The organism is Acinetobacter tandoii (assembly GCF_008867985.1).
GTDB classification, from domain to species: Bacteria; Pseudomonadota; Gammaproteobacteria; order Pseudomonadales; family Moraxellaceae; genus Acinetobacter; species Acinetobacter tandoii.
The window spans coordinates 547975-570278 of record NZ_VXLD01000001.1; the positions used below are offsets into that span (position 1 = coordinate 547975).

16 protein-coding genes are annotated in these 22304 nt (G+C 39.5%); 14 read left to right on the top strand and 2 right to left on the bottom strand.

The window, feature by feature from the left end; all coding sequences use genetic code 11:
* Positions 1-33: 33 nt before the first annotated feature.
* Positions 34-633, bottom strand: a complete 600-nt coding sequence (locus F4W09_RS02740) for a TetR/AcrR family transcriptional regulator (RefSeq protein ID WP_016166542.1) — start codon at positions 631-633, stop codon at positions 34-36.
* 457 nt (positions 634-1090) lie between these two features.
* On the bottom strand, positions 1091-1510 hold the full coding sequence (locus tag F4W09_RS02745; protein ID WP_044740611.1) for a DUF1398 family protein: 420 nt from the start codon (positions 1508-1510) through the stop codon (positions 1091-1093).
* A gap of 293 nt (positions 1511-1803) precedes the next feature.
* Between F4W09_RS02745 and F4W09_RS02750 the strand changes: the two genes are divergently transcribed.
* The 14 genes from F4W09_RS02750 to F4W09_RS02815 all read left to right on the top strand — a co-directional run bounded on the left by F4W09_RS02750 (position 1804) and on the right by F4W09_RS02815 (position 21901).
* Positions 1804-4026, top strand: a complete 2223-nt coding sequence (locus tag F4W09_RS02750) for a TonB-dependent siderophore receptor (RefSeq protein ID WP_151503943.1) — start codon at positions 1804-1806, stop codon at positions 4024-4026.
* A 332-nt stretch (positions 4027-4358) separates the two neighbouring features.
* Positions 4359-5114, top strand: coding sequence for a histidine utilization transcriptional repressor HutC (gene hutC / locus F4W09_RS02755; protein WP_171284973.1), 756 nt, complete (start codon positions 4359-4361; stop codon positions 5112-5114).
* Between the two features lie 412 nt (positions 5115-5526).
* Positions 5527-7203 (top strand): urocanate hydratase, encoded by a 1677-nt coding sequence (gene hutU / locus F4W09_RS02760; RefSeq protein ID WP_151503944.1) that lies wholly within the window; start codon positions 5527-5529, stop codon positions 7201-7203.
* An 87-nt stretch (positions 7204-7290) separates the two neighbouring features.
* On the top strand, positions 7291-8829 hold the full coding sequence (gene hutH / locus F4W09_RS02765; protein ID WP_046812104.1) for a histidine ammonia-lyase: 1539 nt from the start codon (positions 7291-7293) through the stop codon (positions 8827-8829).
* A 64-nt stretch (positions 8830-8893) separates the two neighbouring features.
* Positions 8894-10306, top strand: coding sequence for an amino acid permease (locus tag F4W09_RS02770; RefSeq protein ID WP_087400287.1), 1413 nt, complete (start codon positions 8894-8896; stop codon positions 10304-10306).
* A 51-nt stretch (positions 10307-10357) separates the two neighbouring features.
* Positions 10358-11563: an imidazolonepropionase gene (hutI, locus tag F4W09_RS02775; RefSeq protein ID WP_151503945.1), complete on the top strand. Its 1206-nt coding sequence runs from the start codon at positions 10358-10360 to the stop codon at positions 11561-11563.
* 10 nt (positions 11564-11573) lie between these two features.
* Positions 11574-12497: a formimidoylglutamase gene (gene hutG / locus F4W09_RS02780; RefSeq protein ID WP_151503946.1), complete on the top strand. Its 924-nt coding sequence runs from the start codon at positions 11574-11576 to the stop codon at positions 12495-12497.
* A 100-nt stretch (positions 12498-12597) separates the two neighbouring features.
* The gene (locus F4W09_RS02785; RefSeq protein ID WP_151503947.1) at positions 12598-13236 is read left to right on the top strand and encodes an HAD family hydrolase; all 639 of its coding nucleotides are present in this window, start codon (positions 12598-12600) and stop codon (positions 13234-13236) included.
* Between the two features lie 23 nt (positions 13237-13259).
* Complete coding sequence (murI, locus tag F4W09_RS02790; RefSeq protein WP_151503948.1) at positions 13260-14060, top strand: glutamate racemase; 801 nt, start codon at positions 13260-13262, stop codon at positions 14058-14060.
* A gap of 326 nt (positions 14061-14386) precedes the next feature.
* Complete coding sequence (locus tag F4W09_RS02795) at positions 14387-15787, top strand: glutamine synthetase family protein (RefSeq protein ID WP_418655075.1); 1401 nt, start codon at positions 14387-14389, stop codon at positions 15785-15787.
* A 327-nt stretch (positions 15788-16114) separates the two neighbouring features.
* Positions 16115-16537, top strand: coding sequence for a DUF2946 family protein (locus tag F4W09_RS02800; RefSeq protein WP_228155368.1), 423 nt, complete (start codon positions 16115-16117; stop codon positions 16535-16537).
* Positions 16538-16615: 78 nt separating this feature from the next.
* Entirely contained in the window at positions 16616-18796 is a 2181-nt protein-coding gene (locus F4W09_RS02805) for a TonB-dependent receptor (RefSeq protein WP_244948529.1), read from the top strand.
* Positions 18797-19252, top strand: coding sequence for a copper resistance protein NlpE N-terminal domain-containing protein (locus F4W09_RS02810; RefSeq protein WP_151503949.1), 456 nt, complete (start codon positions 18797-18799; stop codon positions 19250-19252).
* A 429-nt stretch (positions 19253-19681) separates the two neighbouring features.
* Positions 19682-21901 carry an OsmC domain/YcaO domain-containing protein gene (locus F4W09_RS02815; RefSeq protein WP_151503950.1) on the top strand — a complete coding sequence of 740 codons (2220 nt, stop codon included), beginning with the start codon at positions 19682-19684 and terminating at the stop codon, positions 21899-21901.
* The last annotated feature ends 403 nt before the right edge of the window (positions 21902-22304 follow it).

The following is a 22304-nucleotide window of genomic DNA, read 5'->3' on the forward strand; positions in this document are numbered from 1 at the left end:
AGGAGATCTCATCAGATCTCCTTTAAGCGCTATTTAAACAACTTTATCAGGTGTCATTAATACCTGATTAATATACAATTTTATTAAGCGATCACGAGAGCCAATAGCTTTTTGGTAATGGGTTGAATTGAGCAACAAACAAGCACCATAAGTGACAGTCCAAACATAAGATTGATAGTCTCGAATGGACATTGCACTGTTGTTTTCTTTTAAATATTTATCAGTGATTTCTTTAATACTTAAAATCCGCGCTTCACGGATTTTATAGAGTTCATCAAATAAGTTATTCAGTTTACGTTCGTTGTTGGTCAGACGTTCTTCAATCACATGCAGCAATATTGTACGGTTTGAATTTAACATGTTGTAGAGCATGTATTCTGAAACATACGAATTGATGTCTGTGTTGAATTTGTGTGAAATATCAAGTAAACGTTTTTCGTTTAGAATAATAAGTTCTAAATAAAGTTGATTTTTACTGTCGAAATGCTTGTAAATTGTGCCTTTGGCAATATCTAATTCAGAAGCAAGTTCTTCAAGAGTAATGTCCTGATTATTATCGAGTAATAATTTCTCGGCCATTGCTAAGATTTTTTCTTTACGCAAAAGAAAATTTTGTTGGCGTTCTGAATTCATGCATATGTTCCGTATAAGATCACTATAAAAGAACTTGTGAGAAGACTATAGCAATTTTTTCTTGAACATAATTAAACTATTGTAGAAGAAATGCCGATAAAAACAACAATTAGCCTAGTTTAATTAAGCTTGAAACAGCCATGCTATAACCTGGGGGGGAGATATCTAAATTTGGATACCTATCATTAATTTGGTCAAAATAATGATTTAAAAAGGGTTTGTAAAGTTTAAGCAGAAAGCAAATTGAAAGAAATTATGATAACAAAATTTTTCCTTAATTAAATCAGATAATTATTTTTAAGATTTTGCCTTTATTTGAAATTTCTAAAAAGTATCACATTGATTATCTGACGCATTGTTAACTTCTGTGTGAGCAAAAGCCTCCTTTATTTCGATTCAATAAATTCAATTGGGTAATTAAAAAGTTTCCTTGAATAATAAATACAAGAAATGTCAATTAAATTGGTAGTGTAACTGCAGGGTATTTTTCCATGTAGCTTTCACCAGAACTACCATAATAAACGACGTAACGTGCTTCTAAATTAACGGTGTAGCGAATTATTCCAGCAGACCAGATTGCTTGTAAAAACTCTGGAAATGAGGTGTGTCCTGCTTGGTCTGCTCGTAATGCTTGGATGAGTAAGTCTTGATTAAATGTAGGAATGTCTGTTGCCGTTGTAATCAGTGATGGATGAGGAAAAATGACAGCCCCACTATTGGTCTGATAAAGACTTTGGCAACATGGAAGAATCCATTCATTTATGGTTACGCCTGCTTCGCGTAAAGCTTCGGCTAAATAAGGAAATCCACCAATTTGAGGGCGATGATTTATGCCTTTTTGTATTGCTTGTTCGATGATTTCTATAGCTGTACTCATATTTTTACTTCATTATTCGGCTGATTTTATTATGACACGAACCAGTTGATCTTCAGTGCTTTTTAACTTTATTCGCTCGAAATATTGGACGCTTTTGGGGATATTTAAGTCTTTAAAACTAGGTCTTCAGATGAATGTTTTTGGGTTTTTATTCGGTTGAACTTTTTAATAAAATTATTTCGTATAAAAAGAAAATAAGTCTGAGAAAAGCATTGTTCTATGCGTAAAAATTGTGAATACTCATGCCCGAAAATTCATGCTGTAAGATTATCTTTTGGGGTTAGGCAATAACTGTGAATACGTATCCATTTTCATTTTCTCATTTACAAAAAGCATTACTGACAGTTGGTTCATTTTCATGTCTAGGACTAAGCTCAGGAATGGCTTATGCAGCAGATGAAAATGAAACTGCACAACTTGCGACAATTACAGTAACTGCTGAGCAAGCGCAGGCTGCGTATTACCAGCCTCAAGTGAATTTGATGGGGTTTACACAGCAAACTCAGGCTGAAATACCTGCTTCACTGACGACAGTTACAGCACAACTTATTGCAGACCAACATGCCAAAACACTGACTGATGTCGTTAAAAATGATGCAGCCGTCGGTGATGGTTATGCACCAATTGGTTACTACCCAAATTTTATGATGCGCGGTTTCATGCTCAATGCAGGGTCAAGCTATTTACTGAATGGTAATCTACTTCGTGGCCAACAAAATGTAGCCCTTGAAAATAAAGCACAAGTTGAAATTTTAAAGGGAATTAGCGCCATTCAAAGTGGCATGTCTACGCCTGGCGGTGTAGTCAACTATGTGACTAAACGCCCTGAAAATATCCGTTCTTTAACGGTTGAAGGGGATAGTCATGGAGGCAATCGTGTAGCGACTGATCTTGGTGGGTTATTCGGGGAACATCAGCAGTTTGGTTATCGTATAAATCTTGCAAAAGAAGAAATCCACCCTTATGTGGATCATGCCGATGGTCAGCGTGTATTTGGTTCTTTGGCTTTGGACTGGAAAGTATCAGATCGTTCAAAATTGGAGTTTGATATTGAGTCACAACGTCAGCGCCAGCGTTCAGTACCAGGCTATCAGTTACTTGATGGCACAACTGTACCGACTGGGGTGGAATGGGATCGGTTACTCGGTTATCAAAGCTGGGGTAAACCTGTTACCAATGAAAGTTTAAATGCTGGCTTAAAATATACCTACCAGTTTAATGACAATTGGACAGGGAATTTGGTAGCTTCACAAAGTCGTGTAGTGGTCGATGATTATTCAGCATTTCCATATGGCTGCGCTTATAGCAATGAGTGTCAATATACAGGTTTAGGTAATACCTTTGACCAAAATGGTAATTACGATATTTATGAGTTTCGCAGTCCAAATGACAGTTACCTGACCAATCAGTTTAAAACGGGTCTAAACGGGAAGTTCAATACAGGAACGTGGCAACATAGCCTGAATTTAGAATTATCGCAGACCTATAAACGCCACGCGCAGTACGATGCGATTTTTGAACCAGTAAGCAATGATTTTGACGCTATAGGGAACATTAATAGTGACCCTATTGAATATATCCCAAGTGAAAAATTCTTAGGTAATCACTATAAATCTCTTGATAGTCAGCAGACAGCCTTAAACGTATTGGATCAGATTGCTTTTAATGCTCAATGGTCGGTTTTATTGGGCGGTAAGCTGTTGCATTTAAATGAAAATGCTTATGCCGCAGATGGAAGTAATATTCGAGAAACCAATTTAGATCGTTTCTTGCCGCAATTCGCCGTGATGTATCAACCGTGGGAGCATACTCATGTTTATGCGTCTTATGCCAAAGGTTTAAGTGACGGTGGACAAGCGCCATGGTATGCCTTCGGTAATCCTGATAAAGGTATCGCAGGCAATGCTTATGAGACTCTAGCGCCTGTCCATTCAACTCAATATGAACTGGGAATCAAGCAGCAGTGGCAGGCATTTTTATTCACCGCAGCCTTGTTCGATCTCAAACAGGATAATCAATATACGAACTTAGACAATGTGTATGTCACAGATGGTGAACAGCATAATCTGGGTCTTGAACTGGGTGTACAAGGGCGCTTAAGCCAAAACCTTGATATTTCATCAACACTGGCGTTGACTCATTCACAACTTAAAGGCATTGATGTTGCTGAATATAGTGGACATCAAATGCAAAATGTGCCGAAACTACGCTTTGCCAGTCATGTTTCATATACTGTGCCACAAGTGGAGGGATTGAGATTATTGGCAGGTATGCAATACAGCAGCGATAAATATGTGAATAAAGCAGGCACGGTTAAAGTTCCAAGTTTTACAGTGTTTGATATTGGTTCAGCTTATAATTTCCGCGCTTATGGGTATGACAATACGCTTCGTTTAAACATTGATAACGTGTTTAACAAAAAATATTGGCGTGATGCGGGCAGCTTTGCTGGAGATGATTACTTATTCTTAAGTGCACCGCGTTCAGCACAATTCTCATGGACAGTGAATTTCTAGTTTAATATTTTCTAGCCGCTTAATTGAGGGACATTTGTCAGATGGCGAATGTCCCTTATTTATTTTAAGGTTGAAGCACCTTTTTATAAGCTGATTTTCTTTGTTTCAGTTTTATAAATTTTGAACAGCCATAGCGAAACTTTAAAGCGAATCTGGTTTACGGGGATGGATGGGAGCTGTAAAAGAAGGTTTTTAAGTTTTACCTATCAAATTCTGCTGACCTAGAATTACGGGTGTGGAACATATCGATAACTTGACTATATCTGTATATACCTTTTGAGGGGTACAGGGTAAACTGCGAAGAATTAAGTTAATCTGTATCGAGTAATTACATGGCAATAAAAAAAGAGCCTAAACAAGACCTAGAGCTAACCATTGATGCAGATAGCCCAATCCCTATTTACATGCGAGTGAAGCAATTAATTACCACCAAAATTAATCAAGGGTTATGGTCGACCAATCAAAAAATTCCTTCTGAAAGTGAATTGGTTAACCAGTTGGGTTGTAGTCGTATGACCATTAATCGTGCGCTACGGGAGCTAACGGCAGAAGGTGTATTGGTTCGAGTTCAAGGGGTGGGTTCTTTTGTCGCAGAGCAACAAGGACAAACTTCGTTGTTTCAAATTAATAATATTGCGGATGAAATTCAAGCCCGAAAGCATGAGCATCGTGCCGAGGTCATTGTTCTAGAAAGTCTTCGGGCAAATGCATTACAAAGCCTGCAAATGGAGGTACAAGAAGGTCAGCTACTTTATCATTCGATTATTATTCATTATGAAAATGATATTCCTGTGCAAATTGAAGATAGATTGGTCAATTCATATTTGGTGCCGAATTATTTAAAACAAGATTTTTCGCAAATAACGCCGAATGCTTACTTAATGCAAAATTCACCAGTGACTGAGGGAGAGCATATTGTAAAAGCAGTTTTGGCATCTGCCCAAGAGTGTAAATGGCTCAAAATCAATAAGGCAGAACCTTGTTTATTTATTCAACGTAGAACATGGTCAAATAAAAACCTCATTTCTAGTGCGCGTTTGATTTATCCAGGCAATCGATATCATTTGGAAGGTAAGTTTAATCCCTAAGACAACAGATGGATGTAAATAGGCATTTAAAGTAGCTTATATCTCAGTGCGAAGCTTTGTTGAGACCCGATAAAAGTTCAAATTTAAAAAATGAATCCTTCAATTTGAAGATTTATCTATCATCATCCACAACGTTGTTACTCTGGTATGTTCAATAAAAAAGTTGGTTGAACAGAGTGAAGTCATACAAGTTTTAAGCTTAAAACTTGGAAATTCAAATTTCTTTCGGAAATGCATAAGTCTTCTTATGCATTTTTTTTGTATTTAAATTAATGGGTTGATGGAGAATTAAAAAAATTATTGTATTAATGAAAAAATATATAGTATATATATGTATATACAAGTACAAACATGTAGTTTCCCATAAGATGATTCTTGTGGACATTATTTTTAAAAGGAAAGGAGTCTGTTTGTGAAAGCAAATAATCCACGTTATCGTGACATTGAAATTCGTGCACCTAGAGGGACAACTTTAAATACAAAAAGCTGGTTAACAGAAGCGCCGTTGCGCATGTTAATGAATAACCTTGACCCTGATGTGGCTGAAAATCCCAAAGAACTTGTTGTATATGGTGGTATTGGCCGTGCAGCACGTGACTGGGAATGCTTCGATAAAATTTTAGAAACACTCAAAAAACTTGAAGAAGACGAAACCCTTTTGGTGCAATCAGGTAAACCGGTAGGTGTATTTAAAACCCATAAAGATGCACCGCGTGTGTTAATTGCCAATTCAAACTTGGTGCCACACTGGGCCAATTGGGAACACTTTAATGAACTCGATGCCAAAGGTTTGGCCATGTATGGTCAAATGACAGCAGGTTCATGGATCTACATTGGTAGCCAAGGCATTGTACAAGGGACTTACGAAACTTTCGTTGAAGCAGGCCGCCAACACTACAACGGTGATCTAAAAGGCCGTTGGGTTCTTACTGCTGGTTTAGGCGGTATGGGGGGCGCTCAGCCTTTAGCTGCAACACTTGCAGGGGCTTGTTCTTTAAACATTGAATGCCAACAAACCAGTATCGACTTCCGCTTACGTACTCGTTATGTAGATGAACAAGCGACTGATTTAGATGATGCTTTAGCGCGTATTGACCGCTATACAAAAGAAGGTAAAGCAATTTCAATTGCGCTTCATGGTAACGCTGCTGAAATTTTACCTGAGCTTGTACGCCGTGGTGTACGTCCTGACATGGTAACCGACCAAACAAGTGCACACGATCCACTCAATGGCTACTTACCAGTAGGCTGGACTTGGGATGAATACCGTGAACGTGCCAAAACTGAACCAGAAGCTGTTGTAAAAGCTGCAAAACAGTCGATGGCAAAACACGTACAAGCAATGCTTGATTTCCAAAAAATGGGTGTTCCAACATTTGACTATGGTAATAACATCCGTCAAATGGCGAAAGATGAAGGCGTAGCAAACGCTTTTGATTTCCCGGGCTTCGTACCTGCTTATATCCGTCCATTGTTCTGTCGTGGTATTGGTCCATTCCGTTGGGCAGCGCTTTCTGGTGACCCAGAAGACATTTATAAAACAGATGCCAAAGTTAAAGAGTTAATTCCTGATGATGAACATTTACATCACTGGTTAGACATGGCTCGTGAACGCATTAGCTTCCAAGGCTTACCAGCGCGTATTTGCTGGGTTGGTCTAGGCTTACGTGCAAAACTTGGTTTGGCATTTAACGAAATGGTTCGTAGCGGTGAGTTGTCTGCACCAGTTGTGATTGGTCGTGACCATTTAGACTCAGGTTCGGTTGCAAGTCCAAACCGTGAAACTGAAGCAATGCAAGACGGTTCAGACGCAGTATCAGACTGGCCTTTATTAAATGCATTGTTAAATACAGCGGGCGGCGCAACTTGGGTGTCTTTACATCACGGTGGTGGTGTAGGTATGGGCTTCTCTCAACACTCAGGCGTTGTAATTGTGTGTGATGGTACAGATGAAGCTGCTGCACGTATTGCTCGCGTACTGACCAATGACCCTGCAACAGGTGTTATGCGTCACGCCGATGCAGGTTATGAAATTGCGATTAACTGTGCCAAAGAGCAAGGCTTACACTTGCCAATGATCACGCAATAAAAATACATGGAAGAACTAGCGGTGCTTTTTGCAATTGTGAAAAGCACCGTCTCAGCAGAATATAGTGCAAAAAATTAGGAAGCCAACATGGAATTACTTATCCAACCGGGAAAATTGACCTTAGCCGATTTACGTCAAGCGTACCTTAACCCGATCAAAGTTAAATTAGATGAAAGTGCTTCATCTGCAATCAATGCAAGCGTGGCTTGTGTAGAGCAGATTGTAAATGAAGGGCGTACAGCTTACGGCATTAATACTGGTTTTGGTTTACTTGCTTCGACCAAGATTGCTCCTGAAGATTTAGAAAAATTACAGCGTTCATTAGTTCTTTCACATGCGGCAGGTGTAGGTGAAGCACTTGATGATGCAATGGTTCGTTTAATTATTCTATTGAAAGCAAATAGCTTGGCGCGTGGTTTCTCTGGTATTCGCCGTAAAGTCATTGATGCTTTGTTGGCTTTAATTAATGCTGAGGTTTATCCGCATATTCCTCTTAAAGGTTCAGTAGGTGCATCAGGTGACTTAGCACCACTTGCACATATGTCCCTAATTTTATTGGGTGAGAGTAAAGCACGTTATAAAGGTGAATGGTTACCAGCAGTTGAAGCTTTAAAAATTGCAGGCTTAGAACCAATTTCTTTGGCTGCTAAAGAAGGTCTAGCGCTTTTAAATGGTACACAGGTTTCGACTGCTTATGCTTTACGCGGCTTATTTGAAGCGGAAGATTTATTTGCTGCTGCGACAGTTTGTGGTGGTTTGAGTGTTGAAGCGATGCTGGGTTCACGCTCACCGTTCGATGCACGTATTCACGAAGTACGCGGTCAACGTGGTCAAATTGATGTTGCTGCGGCTTATCGCGATTTATTGACTGATTCGAGTGAAATTTCTCGTTCACATGAAGAATGTGGCAAAGTTCAAGACCCGTATTCATTACGCTGCCAACCACAGGTGATGGGTGCATGTTTAACGCAAATCCGTCAGGCTGCTGAAGTATTAGAAATTGAAGCCAATGCCGTATCTGATAACCCGCTTGTGTTTGCTGAACAAGGTGACGTGATTTCTGGTGGTAACTTCCATGCAGAACCTGTTGCAATGGCGGCCGACAATTTAGCATTGGCAATTGCAGAAATTGGTTCACTGTCTGAACGTCGTATTTCGATGATGATGGACCGTCACATGTCACAACTTCCACCGTTCTTGGTGGCAAATGGTGGTGTTAACTCAGGCTTTATGATTGCTCAAGTTACCGCTGCTGCTCTTGCAAGTGACAACAAAGCGCTTGCACATCCAGCAAGTGTGGATAGCTTGCCAACTTCAGCTAACCAAGAAGACCATGTATCAATGGCTCCGAATGCGGGTAAACGTCTTTGGTATATGGCTGACAACGTTCGTGGCATTTTAGCTGTTGAATGGTTAGGCGCTTGTCAGGGTCTAGACTTCCGTGAAGGCCTAAAAAGCTCGCCTAAACTTGAACAAGCTCGTAAAATCTTGCGCGCTCAAGTGCCTTACTACAGTGAAGACCGTTTCTTTGCTCCTGATATTGAACAAGCAAGTGAATTACTCTCAAGCGGCTGCTTAAACGAGTTACTTATTCCAAAACTACTCCCTAGTTTATCTGAAGTGTGATTAATAAAACGGTCACATGGAGTGGCCGAATCTAACTAAATATCCTCAAGGATTGGAGATTATAATGTCACAAAGCTCCACATTACAGCGGGGGTTGAACACCCGCCACATTCGTTTCTTGGCATTAGGCTCAGCAATTGGAACTGGGCTTTTCTATGGTTCGGCAACTGCCATTAAAATGGCAGGGCCTTCAGTATTACTTGCGTATATCGTTGCAGGGATTGCAATTTATATCGTGATGCGTGCACTGGGTGAAATGGCTGTCCAAAACCCAGTTTCTGGCTCGTTTAGCCACTATGCTTCGCAGTACATTGGTCCTTTAGCGGGTTTCACCACAGGGTGGACTTATGTCTTTGAGATGATCATTGTTGCTTTAGCTGATGTCACTGCTTTTGGTATTTATATGGGGTTCTGGTATCCCGATGTGCCACGGTGGATCTGGATTCTATCGCTGATTATGTTCTTGGGGGCAATTAACTTGATTCACGTTAAAGTCTTTGGTGAACTCGAGTTTTGGCTTTCTATTGTCAAGGTGAGTGCCATTGTTGCCATGATTTTAGGTGGAATAGGCTTAATGTTCTATGGATTCCATGCTGACCATAGCAGTGTGGTACCAGGGATTCAAAATTTATGGATTTATGATGGCTTTATGCCACATGGGATTGCAGGCCTAGTGGCATGTTTATCTGTGGTTGTATTTGCTTTCGGTGGTATCGAAATTATTGGTATTACAGCAGGTGAATCACAAGATCCAAAAACCACGTTACCAAAAGCAATTAATGCAGTTCCAGTACGTATTTTACTTTTCTATGTACTGACCATTTTTGTACTGATGTCGATTTTTCCATGGAACCAGATCGGTAGCCAAGGTAGTCCTTTCGTACAGATTTTTGAGAATTTAGGCATTAAATCGGCGGCAACAATTTTAAATATTGTTGTTATTACAGCAGCAGTTTCAGCGATTAATAGTGATGTCTTTGGTGCAGGGCGTATGCTTTATGGCATGGCAAACCGTGGTCAAGCACCTCGAATTTTCCAAAAATTGTCACGTAATGGTGTGCCATGGATGACTGTTGTGGTTATGGCTGGTGTGCTATTAATTGGTGTAGTGCTGAACTATCTGATTCCTGAAAATGTATTCATGATCATTGCCTCAATTGCAACTTTCGCAACCGTTTGGGTATGGCTCATGATCTTGCTTTCACAAGTCGCGATGCGCCGTAAGTTATCTACTGCTGAAATTAAAGCACTTGATTTTCCTGTAATTGGCTGGCCGTATGCTCCTGCTTTTGCAATTGGTTTTATGGTGTTCATTTTAGTCATGATGGGTTATTTCCCAGACTCGCGTCCTGCAATTTATGTCGGAATCACATGGCTTGTTCTGTTAATGATTGCTTATCGTATTTGGGTAAAACCTCAGCAAAATTTGGGAAAGCAAAATAATTCAGTCCCGCAAAATATTGAGATAGAAAGCTAACAAATGAACTGCCCAATGGTTTAACGATTGGGCAGTTTCGAGGATAGGCTAATGAAAAAACTCTGGCAAAATTGCCACATTGCAACCATGCAAAATGGGCAATATTCCTACATTGAAGATGCTGCAATCGTTACAGATGGGCATCTCATTCAGTGGATTGGAAAACAACAAGAACTTCCTGCCGATACTTATTCAGAAACAGTTGATTTAAAAGGCGCTTGGGTAACCCCAGGGTTTATTGATTGTCATACACATAGTGTATTTGGTGGCAACCGTAGTGTTGAATTTGAAAAGCGTTTACAGGGCGTAAGTTACGCTGAAATTGCTGCAAGCGGTGGCGGTATTGCCAGCACAGTGCGTGCAACGCGTGAAGCAAGCGAAGAACAATTACTGAAATCAGCTCTTAAGCGTATTCGTTGTATGCAACAAGACGGTGTAACGACCATCGAGATTAAGTCTGGTTACGGACTGAATTACGAAAATGAACGCAAGATGCTTCGTGTGATTCGTCAAATTGGTGAAGCTTTACCAATGACGGTAAAAAGTACCTGCCTAGCTGCGCATGCTTTGCCGCCAGAATACAAAGACCAAAGCGATGCTTATATCGAGCATATCTGTACAGAAATGCTGCCTAAACTGCATGCTGAAGGTTTAGTCGATGCAGTTGATGCGTTCTGTGAGCATTTGGCATTTTCACCTGCTCAGGTCGAACGTGTTTTTAAAACAGCACAGTCTTTGAATCTACCGGTTAAGCTTCATGCTGAACAGCTTTCATCGCTAGGTGGCTCAAGTTTGGCAGCACGTTATCATGCTTTGTCGGCTGACCATTTAGAGTACATGACCGAAGATGATGTCAAAGCCATGGCAGAGTCGGGCACGGTTGCTGTGTTATTGCCGGGTGCTTTTTATTTGCTGCGTGAAACACAATACCCACCGATTGAAAGTCTTATTAAACATGGCGTGCGTATTGCGCTGTCGAGTGATTTAAATCCGGGTACATCTCCAGCACTTTCTTTACGTTTAATGCTCAACATGGGCAGTACGTTATTCCGTTTAACGCCTGAGCAAGCTTTAGCTGGTGTCACCATTCATGCTGCACAAGCACTTGGTTTAGAGCAAACACACGGCAGTTTGGAGCAGGGTAAAGTCGCTGACTTTATAGCTTGGGATATTGAGCATCCATCTGAAATTATTTACTGGCTTGGCGGCGATTTGCCTAAGCGAGTCGTTCAGCATGGACAAGAAGTTATTTTTTAAACGGTGTCACATGAATCACACATTTAAATGGCAAGGTCGCCATGATGGCGAGGGTGAAGCACACCAACGTATTCACCATATTATGAATAAAACCCAACATGCTGAATTTGCGTTGATTGGTTTTAGCTCTGATGAAGGCGTGAAACGTAATAAAGGCCGAGTCGGTGCTGCCGATGCGCCAGATGCAATCCGTAATCAGCTTGCCAATTTACCTATTCATCGTCCAGTCAGTATTGTCGATTTGGGTACAGTGACTTGTGAATATGACAATTTAGAGCAAGCCCAAACCGAGTTGGCGGAGCAAGTCGCAACTAGCCTACAAAATGGTTTAAAACCGATTGTACTTGGTGGTGGACATGAAGTTGCATTTGGCAGCTTTAGCGGTCTGTTCCAATATGTACAAGCCCACACGCCAGATAAAAAAATAGGCATTATTAATTTCGATGCCCATTTCGATTTGCGTGAAGCAGAGCATGCCACTTCTGGAACACCTTTTTTACAAGCAGCGCGACTTTCAGAACAGCATCAAAAACAATTTAATTATTTATGTATTGGGGTCGCTAATCACGCCAATACTAAAGTTTTGTTTGATACAGCCGATGCGTTGAATTGTTCATATTTACGTGACCATGAGGTTAATATTTTTAACTTAAACAACGTGCTCGCGGCAGTTGATGCTTTTATTGAAAAAGTAGACTGTTTGTACGTTACGATTGATTTAGATGTCTTCGCAGCTGCGGTTGCACCGGGAGTCAGTGCACCAGCTGTAAAAGGAATTGATTTAGCCACTTTTGAAGCAATTTTTAAGCATATTCAAGAGACTGGGAAAATCAAACTTTTAGATATTGCTGAATGCAATCCTAAATTTGATTTAGACAATAGAACAGCAAAACTGGCTGCGTATATTGTTTATCAATATTTGTTTAATCAATAAGTTAAAGATATATTTTAAAATCAGGTCTTCAGTTAAGGCCTGATTTAAAAGGCTATAAAAAATATAATAATGAAAAATATAGTTTGTTTTAGAATTTAAAATGGAAAAAGCCTTAAAAAAATATCAAGCTATTATTTTTGATATGGATGGTACTCTAGTCGACTCCTTTAGCTTCTTTTTAGGTGCTTTAAATCAACTTTCTACAAAGTATAACTTTAAATCAGTAGGCCTTCATGAGGTTGAGTATTACAAACAACTCACGCCTAGAGAAATTATGAAAGAGATGAAAGTCTCCAGATGGAAACTGCCTTGGATTGCTAAGGATTTCATTCGTTTAATGAAAGAAAGAGATCAAGAAATTTATATGTTTGAAGGTATGCAGGATCAGCTAATAGAACTGCATAATCGAGGGTATACGCTCGCAATTATTACTTCAAACTCTAAAGAAAACTGTCAAAATCTTCTGGGTGCAGAGCTATGTGAGCTTTTTGCTCATATTGATGGTGGTTCTTCTGTATTTGGTAAGGCAAAAAGAATTAGGCGTGTTCTCAACATTTTAAATTTAAGTAAAGAGCAGGTCATTTATGTCGGCGACCAAATGACTGATGGCGAAGCGGCTCATAAAGCAGGCATTGATTTTGCTGCGGTAGGTTGGGGTTATACGTCGGCTGAAAAATTAAAAACCATTCAACCCAAAGTTTTGCTCAAAGATTTGGCAACCATGAAAGAATTTTTCTAAATATATTAAGTGCAGGATAAATCATGAGTAACAATAACAACCCGATTGGAATGATTGATTCTGGTTTAGGCGGGCTGTCACTATTTAAGCATATTCGGCAGGCCCTTCCGAATGAAGACATTATCTATTTCGCGGACTCGAAATATGTTCCTTATGGAGACAAAGAAAGTGACTGGATTGTTTCAAGAACCACTCACTTAATCTCGAATCTTATAAATGACGGGAAGTGCAAAGCGATCGTTGTTGCTTGTAATACCATGACGGCTGTAGCGATTGAGACGATTAGAGCGCAAATTAATGTGCCACTTATTGCGATAGAACCAGCGGTAAAACCCGCAGTAGCAATGACACAAAGCAAGCATATTGCTGTCTTGGCAACTGCAACGACGGTTAAGGGCAAAAACTTAAAAAGTTTAATTAAAACTTACGCACAAGATATTAAAGTGTCTCTAGTGCCGTGTATTGGCTTAGCCGAAAAAATTGAAACAGGTAAAGCACATACCGCGGAAGTTAAAGATTATTTAAAAAATATTTTAGCGCCGTTGGTCGAGCAAAAAGTCGATACGATTATTTTAGGATGCACACACTATCCATTTGTCTCAGATACGATTCAGGAAATTGTAGGTCATGATATTCAAATTATTGAGCCTTCGGAAGCTGTAACAGCGCAATTAATTCGGCAACTCAATCAATATCATTTAAGTTCTGAACGTACACATGAGGGGAATCATATTATCTGGACCAGTTCAGACCCGTTGGAAGTTGCGGACGTGACTTTTTCTTTGTTAGGTACGCATTTACCCGTAGAAACTACAGATTTTTAAAGTTAAGAAAACGTCTAAGCCCATAAAAATGAGTCTACCCATAAGGGATGTAGATTTTTTGATTTCGTAAATTTTTGACTGATGTAATTGGCTAAAGCAGTCAACGAATTTAGTCTGATTTAAAAGCTCGAGATGATTTCGGGCTTTTTTATTTAATTTTATGCAGTCATAAGCCTGAAATGAGCATCTTTAAACAAATAAAATAAAGGTTAAATAAATTTAAATATCTTGTTTTATATGGTTATTTAAAAAATTTACGCAACATTTACGTTACTTCATGGCATGCCTCATTTATCTTGAGTTCATTCAAATGAATAGGGCTAGAGATGATGAGTAGCTTACTCGCGATACAAGATAAACAACACGGTTCGAGAATAAACATCCCCCTTGATCCTTCAACTTTGGATTTAAACGAAATATTGTTTTTAGAAGAAGTAGAGAACTATTTCACTCGATATCCCAATACCAAGCATATTGATATTTGTCTGCATGACATTAATGGCCATATGCGTGGTAAACGTATCGATGTAAGCAGTCTTAGAAAACTGAGTAAAGGGTGTTATTTTCCGCTCTCGATTTATGCGATGAGCCTAGATGGGGAGGTGATAGAAGAAACTGGATTGGGAAAACAAATTGGAGAGCCAGATTATTTTTGCAAACCAGTATTAGGAAGTTTGCAGCCTTGTCCGTTAGAGCCTGAATTGAATGCTCAATTATTATTAAGTATGAAAGAAGGGGGCGCTGATTGCGAATATGAACCACGAAATATTTTAAAGAACATATTGGCACAACTAGAAAAGCAGCATTTATATCCATGTATGGCTGCGGAATTAGAGTTTTACCTATCCGATCTGAATGCAAATGCAGGGATTATGGTATCTGGTCAATGTTTTGATGTTCAGGCGCCTAATAGCTATCAACAGGTTCTAGATGAAGTTGAATATATTGCTGCTTTGCAAGGTATAAACATTACGGGCATTGTGGCTGAATCATCTGCTGGGCAATATGAAATTAATATTCAGCATATGGACGATATTCTTAAATTATGCGACCAAATTATGCTTTTAAAGCGCACGATCAAACAAGTGGCTTTAAAAAATGGATTAAAGGCCAGTTTCTTAGCAAAACCTGATCTTCATAAAGCAGGGAGTGGTATGCACTTTCATATGAGTCTTTTAGATCAAGCCATGCGGAATGTGTTTCGTATGCAGCCAAATGAATCGGTATCGGCTGAATTATTAAAAGTGATTAGCGGGCTGATTCTACTTTTACCTCCAAGCATGGCGATACTTGCACCTAATATCAATTCTTTTCGACGCTTTCAGAAAGGCAACCATGTGCCTTTAGAGGCAAATTGGGGACTGAATAACCGCAATGTCGCAATTCGGATTCCATGTTCGGATGCTGAAAATAGTCGATTAGAATATCGAGTGGCAGGTGCAGACTGTAATCCATATTTGACCATTGCCGTGATTTTGATTGGAACATTACATGGCTTGACCCATCCTTTAGTCGTTCCTACAGCAACGAACCAAATGAGTGATCCTACTGAACGTATTTTTTTAGCGACAAATCAGTTGGATGCTTTAGCACTGTTTAAAGAAAACCATATTTTACAGAGCTATTTGGGTAAGCGTTTTATGGAACTTTGGTGTGCTGTTAAACGTGCAGAACATCAGCATGTGTATAGTCAAATTACTTCCATAGAACAAATGTGGAATATTTAAAGCCTCAATATAGCCGTATGAATAAAGTTGAATCATCTGATAGAGAATTGACTCGCATGATCGTCAACTGTCCCTGAAATATAATTTTTAAAATGTCGATGTGGAATTATGAATGCATAAATATCATGCATCCTCTAAGTATAAAAAATGATTGATATGGTGATAAAAGAACAAGGTATTTCAAAAATGAACTGAATAGAACTTTGATTCAGCATTGGATATGGTTGATCAAGAAATGATTTTTAACAGTATTTCGAATTTTAGGCAGGGTAATTGATTCAAGTGTTACATCTATGTTAGTTTTCCGCGTTCATCATTTCAGACGGGATAGGATTGAGAGCATCTTTTGTGCTCGCTTTAATAGCGATGTGGATACATGTTGCAGTTTTTTTGCAGCCCTTGTTACCTGAGAAACTGCAAATTGCTCAGGTCTGTATCACTATTGCTGAATTAGCAGTCCAGACGAAAGCAACTCAACAGACTAGCCATCATGCACATGCTGAATCTATGCATGATCTGCAAAATATGCAGCATTCGCCATCTCAGCATCAACATCATTTAGATCATCACTGTATTTTCTGTACGGTATATGGGCATTTAGTTGCTCATTTGAATCTTGGTATCCAAGAAGTCTTTACGCGTATGCAAGTTCGTATGCTTGCATTCCAAAAAGCATTTAAGCACGTCTTTTTTGTTTTACAGCGGCTATTTCTCACTCCTCAAGGGCGAGCCCCACCTTTATTTGCCTAAATTTCACAACATTTTAGTCAGAGAGCTTTTCTAAGCATGAAAAGTTCTCATGGAATTTTACGCATTAAAGGAATTGAAATGTCTCAATTCAAGTTAAATCCGTTCCTTAAAGGAAATGGCGGTATGGTTTCGCTATATGTTCAAACACAGATTAACCCTCGAATTTTTAAAGTTTTATGCAGTGTAATACTCGGTGCAATATCTGGCTTAAATGCTCAAACCAGTCATGCAGCAGAGGTTGAAGCAAAAACAGAAACAACCCAGTTGTCGACCATTACTTTGACTGCTGAAAAGCAGGATGAACGGCATACCTCATCTCAGGCGATTACCCAGTTTAATCATGACTTATTAGACGTTCCATTTACGAAGTCCCATGTTTCCAATGAGGACATTCAAAATCATCATGTTCAGCGGGTTAGTGATGCTTTGTCATTGGTCAATGGTGTGGTTTATCAAGACAGTTATGGTGGTGGTTTTTGGGATAATTATTCTTTTCGAGGATTTAGCACAGACCCCAATATGGGCACCATCTATATGCGAAATGGTTTAAGTTCAGTGAGTGGTATTCATACACCACGAGACATGGTGAATATCCACGCGATTGATTTCCTAAAAGGCCCTATGGCAGCGATGTATGGGCAAGGTGCAATTGGCGGGATTATGAATATCACCACCAAACAGCCCGAATGGGAATCTATAAATAGCCTAAGTCTAAGTGGCAGCACCCTTGAAGAATATCGTGCTGCATTGGATACCACAGGTGCAATGAATCAGGATGTGGCTTATCGACTGGGTTTGGCTTATGAAAATAATCAGAGCTTTCGAGATCAAGTAGATAATCAACATTATTATATTGCGCCGCAACTGGCTTGGAAGCTTTCAGCGCAAACCCAGTTGAATTTGGATACCGAGTTTGCTCAATCGAAAGGGGTATTCGACCGAGGTATTCCAATGGTTAATGGGCAATTGAACCTGAACAAAAAAACATTTTTGGGCGAACCTAGTGACGGTGATATTGAAATTCAAGATCAAATGGTTCAACTGCGTTTGAATCATGCATTTAATGATGATTGGAACAACACCACGGCAATCACCTATAGTCATGGTGAGCGAGCGGGTACGTCGACTGAAATTTCTTCCATCACCACAGATGGACAGACCGCAAACCGTTTCCGTCGTTCACGTCAATTTGAAACCGAGACGACAAACTTTCAGTCGATTTTGCGGGGTAAATTGAATACAGGATCAATTCGACATGAGTTGGTCACGAACATAGAAGCAGGTCACTATACGATTGATCAGTTACAACGCCGTAGTGCCGCGGGAGCATCGAGTCAGATTGATCTTAATCACCCCGTATATGGTCAGAATATTTTGCCATTAACACGAACCACCAAAAATACCAAAGAAACGCAGCAAATGCTGGGCTTTAACCTGCAAGATCAAATCTTCTTGAATGATCAGTGGAATGTACTTGTTGGTGGGCGTTTAAATCGTTTAGAACAGCAAATCGATGACCATCGTAGTGGAAAATCTGCTGAACAAGCGTTTACACCATTTACTCCTCGAGCAGGAATCAATTATCAACCCACTGAGAAACTATCTTTCTATACGAATTGGGGCAAAGCATTTGAACTGAATACAGGATTAAATAAAAACAATGACTTGTATGATCCTGAGAAAACTGAAAGTTGGGAAGTCGGTGCAAAATATCAATTCCAAGCCAAAAGTTGGTTGGGACTCACTTATTTTGATCTCGATAAACAACATCTTTTAACCGAAGGGATTAGTGATAGTTACGTCGATAGTGGACGCGTGCAAAGCCACGGGGTTGAATTTGAATTACAACACCAGTTCACAGATCATCTGCGTTTAAATGCAAATTATACGTTTACGGATGCATCTATCGTTGAGAGTGAAGTTGAGGCAAAAGGGTCAAGATTAAAGAATATCCCGAAGCATACGGCAAATTTGAGTGCGAATTACCAATTCAACTTTGCAGGATATGATGCAGGCTTGATTGGTCATGTGAATTATTATGGCAAGCGCAGTGCAAACTATATTGATAATGGTACGAGCTTACCTGATTTTACGGTCGTAAATGTGGGGGCATATGCACAACTTCGTCCTGATTTACGCGTGCAACTTAATATCGATAACCTGTTTGATCAAGATTATTACGTTGCAAGCTATACCAATAATTGGGTTCAATCTGGTGAACCACTTAAGGCAACCGCTACCTTGAACTGGACCTTCTAAATGAAAAAAACATTACTGTGTTCATTCGTTTTTGCCAGTTTATGTTTAGGCTGTAGCCAGTCAAAACAAGCTGAACATTCAACCCGTGAAACTGAAAAATCCACAAAAGCTGTAGATCCGCAATTGCAACTGTGGGTGGGGCAATACCGAGGCATTACGCCATGCGTGACTTGTCCCACGTTCTGTGATGGCTGTGAAGGATCTACAATTGACCTGACATTAAATCAGGATCAAAGCTTTGAATTGGTGCGGACAGCCAATAGTGGCAACAAGAAGTCTGAAACTTTTAACGGGAAGTTTGCGTTTAATGATGATGGAAAGCTCCAGATTCAACTTCATGGTGTAAAAGAGCGTAACCTCATCGTATGGGGGCAAAATTATGTGGAAATTATTGACTCTAATTTGGGGCGACCATTTGATGCATTTGAAGATTTTCAGTTGGAGAAATTGAGTTAGCATATTGTCATCAAAATCGTGATGCCAAGCTTGCACGGGTCGAATTGACCAAGGACAGATTTTTGATGTTTCCCTGAGAATTCAGGGGAATATCACAATGTTTCATCAATACAGGATTCATCTGCACAGTGAATGATATACATATTGTTCAGATGTGTTTTGTTTTGAAAAATCGAGCAATTGAATATAGTGCACATTTAAAATGCACGGGCTTATGGGAAAAATTGCATAAATCTCAAGATAGCATTTCCACTTTGAGCCAGAAATCTGTAAAATCTACGCGCATTCGTTAAGCCGTTTTTTAATCAGCGCCAAGCCTTTGGCTGATTCTTTTTGCAAACCAATTTCTTCATTGCATTCTGCTTTTAATTCAATATTTTCGACGCTTATCTGTCTGATGTAGGCATATAAGCATCATTAGGTGCCAACATGGAAATTAAAGTCAATTATCTCGATAACCTTCGACTCGAAGCTAAATTTGATGACTTTACTGTAATTGCTGACCAACCTATTCGCTACAAAGGCGATGGTTCAGCCCCAGGACCATTCGACTATTTCTTAGCATCTTCAGCGATGTGTGCCGCTTACTTTGTTAAGGTCTATTGCCTTGCACGTAACATTCCAACCGATAACATTCGCTTATCGCAAAATAATATTGTTGATCCTGAAGACCGATATAAACAGATTTTTAAAATCCAAGTTGAGCTACCAGCCGATATTTCAGAAAAAGATCGCCAAGGGATTTTACGCTCGATTGACCGTTGTACAGTAAAGAAAGTGATCCAAACAGGACCTGATTTTGTCATTGAAGAAGTTGAAAGTATTGATGCAGATGCACAAGCGCTTTTAATGCCGAATCTGGCGTCTGAACACTTGACTCATATCACAGGCAAGGACTTACCTTTAGAGGAAACTATTGCCAACATGTCAGGCTTATTGGCGAACTTAGGCATGAAAATTGAAATTGCGTCTTGGCGCAATATTGTGCCAAATGTATGGTCGTTGCATATTCGTGATGCGCATTCTCCAATGTGTTTCTCTAATGGCAAAGGTGCAACGAAAGAAAGTGCTTTAGCTTCAGCCTTGGGCGAGTTTATTGAACGTTTGAACTGTAATTTGTTCTACAATGATCAATTCTGGGGTGAAGAAATAGCCAATGCCGAATTTGTACATTATCCAGATGAAAAATGGTTCCAACCTGGTCCAAACGGTGAATTACCACCAGAGATTCTGGATGAGTATTGCAAAGCAATTTATGACCCTGAAAATGAACTTTTAGGCACGCATTTATACGACACCAACTCAGGCAATATCGAGCGTGGTATTTGTTCATTACCTTACGTGCGTCAGTCAGATGGTGAAGTGGTGTACTTCCCAACCAATTTGATTGAAAACTTATATTTAAGTAATGGGATGAGTGCAGGTAACACGCTTGCAGAAGCGCAAGTTCAATGTTTATCCGAGATTTTTGAACGTGCAGTGAAGCGTGAAATCATTGAAGGGGAAATTGCACTTCCAGACGTACCTGCGGATGTACTGGCGCAATATCCGAGCATCATTGAAGGGATTAAAGGCTTAGAAGAGCAAGGGTTCCCAATTTTGGTGAAAGATGCATCATTGGGCGGAAAGTACCCAGTGATGTGTGTCACCTTAATGAATCCACGGACTGGTGGCGTATTTGCTTCGTTTGGTGCTCATCCAAATATGCAAGTGGCGATTGAACGTAGCTTAACTGAATTAATGCAAGGTCGTAGTTTTGAAGGACTAAATGATTTACCATGTCCAACTTTTAGTTCGCAGGCGGTCACAGAACCGAACAACTTTGTAGAACACTTTATCGATTCAAGTGGCTTGGTGTCTTGGCGTTTCTTTAGTGCGAAATCAGATTATGATTTTGTCGATTGGGATTTTAGTGCTGAAGGGCATGCGAAAAATGTCGATGAAGCCAAAATCTTGTTTGATATCCTCAAAGATATGGGCAAAGAAGTTTATATGGCTGTTTATGAGCATTTAGGTGCTACAGCCTGCCGTATTTTAGTGCCTGGCTATTCAGAAGTTTATTTGGTTGAAGACTTAATTTGGGACAATACCAATAAGGCGTTGTGGTTCCGCGAAGACACGCTGAATTTACACCGTTTAGATGATGAGCAGCTTGAAGCCTTGGTTGAACGTTTAGAAGAAAGCGAGTTGGATGACTACACCGATATCAAAACCCTGATTGGGATTGAGTTTGATGACAATACGGTTTGGGGACAACTTACGATACTTGAACTCAAGCTGATGATTTATTTGGCTTTACAGCAATTTGAAGAAGCCAAAGACTTGGTTGAAACTTTCTTGCAATACAACACCAATACAGTGGAACGAGGTTTATTCTACCAATGTTTAAATGTTGTGTTAGAAGTTGAACTCGATGATGAAATGGAACTTGAAGATTATGAAGTCAATTTCCGCCGTATGTTTGGTGATGAACACATGGATGCAGCCGTGGGTTCAGTCGATGGTAGTGTTCGATTCTATGGTTTAACGCCAACCAGTATGAAACTTGAAGGGTTAGATCGTCATCAACGTTTACTTGATAGTTATCAAAAACTACATGCTGCACGTGCCAAATATTCGAATCTTGCCAAAGTCAAATTGTTGGCCTAATTGATTTAATTTGAGTTGCAATAAACCTAATAATTTTAGTCATACCTCTTGAAAAAGGGGTGTGACTTTTTCTTGCTGTCATTATTAAAAATGGTCTTATTTAAGCACCAAGATTTGTATATGAATGGCTGACTTTTAAACGCAGCATATAAAAAATTATTCAAAATTTTGGGCTATTTTGAGTTTTAAAAAACCATAATTTTCTAAGTGATCCATGTCAGAAGTTCTCCTGATAAGCGAAGCCAAATGCAGGGTAACTTTTTCCTTTGTTTTGTAAATATTGCTTATTTTGATCAAAAAAAGAACATTTGAAAGTTGAATTGTATATTAAAAAATTAGAACTTTATCTCCTTTGTTTTCATAAAATTTATATGAGTTTTTAAAATTTAGTCAAAATATATTT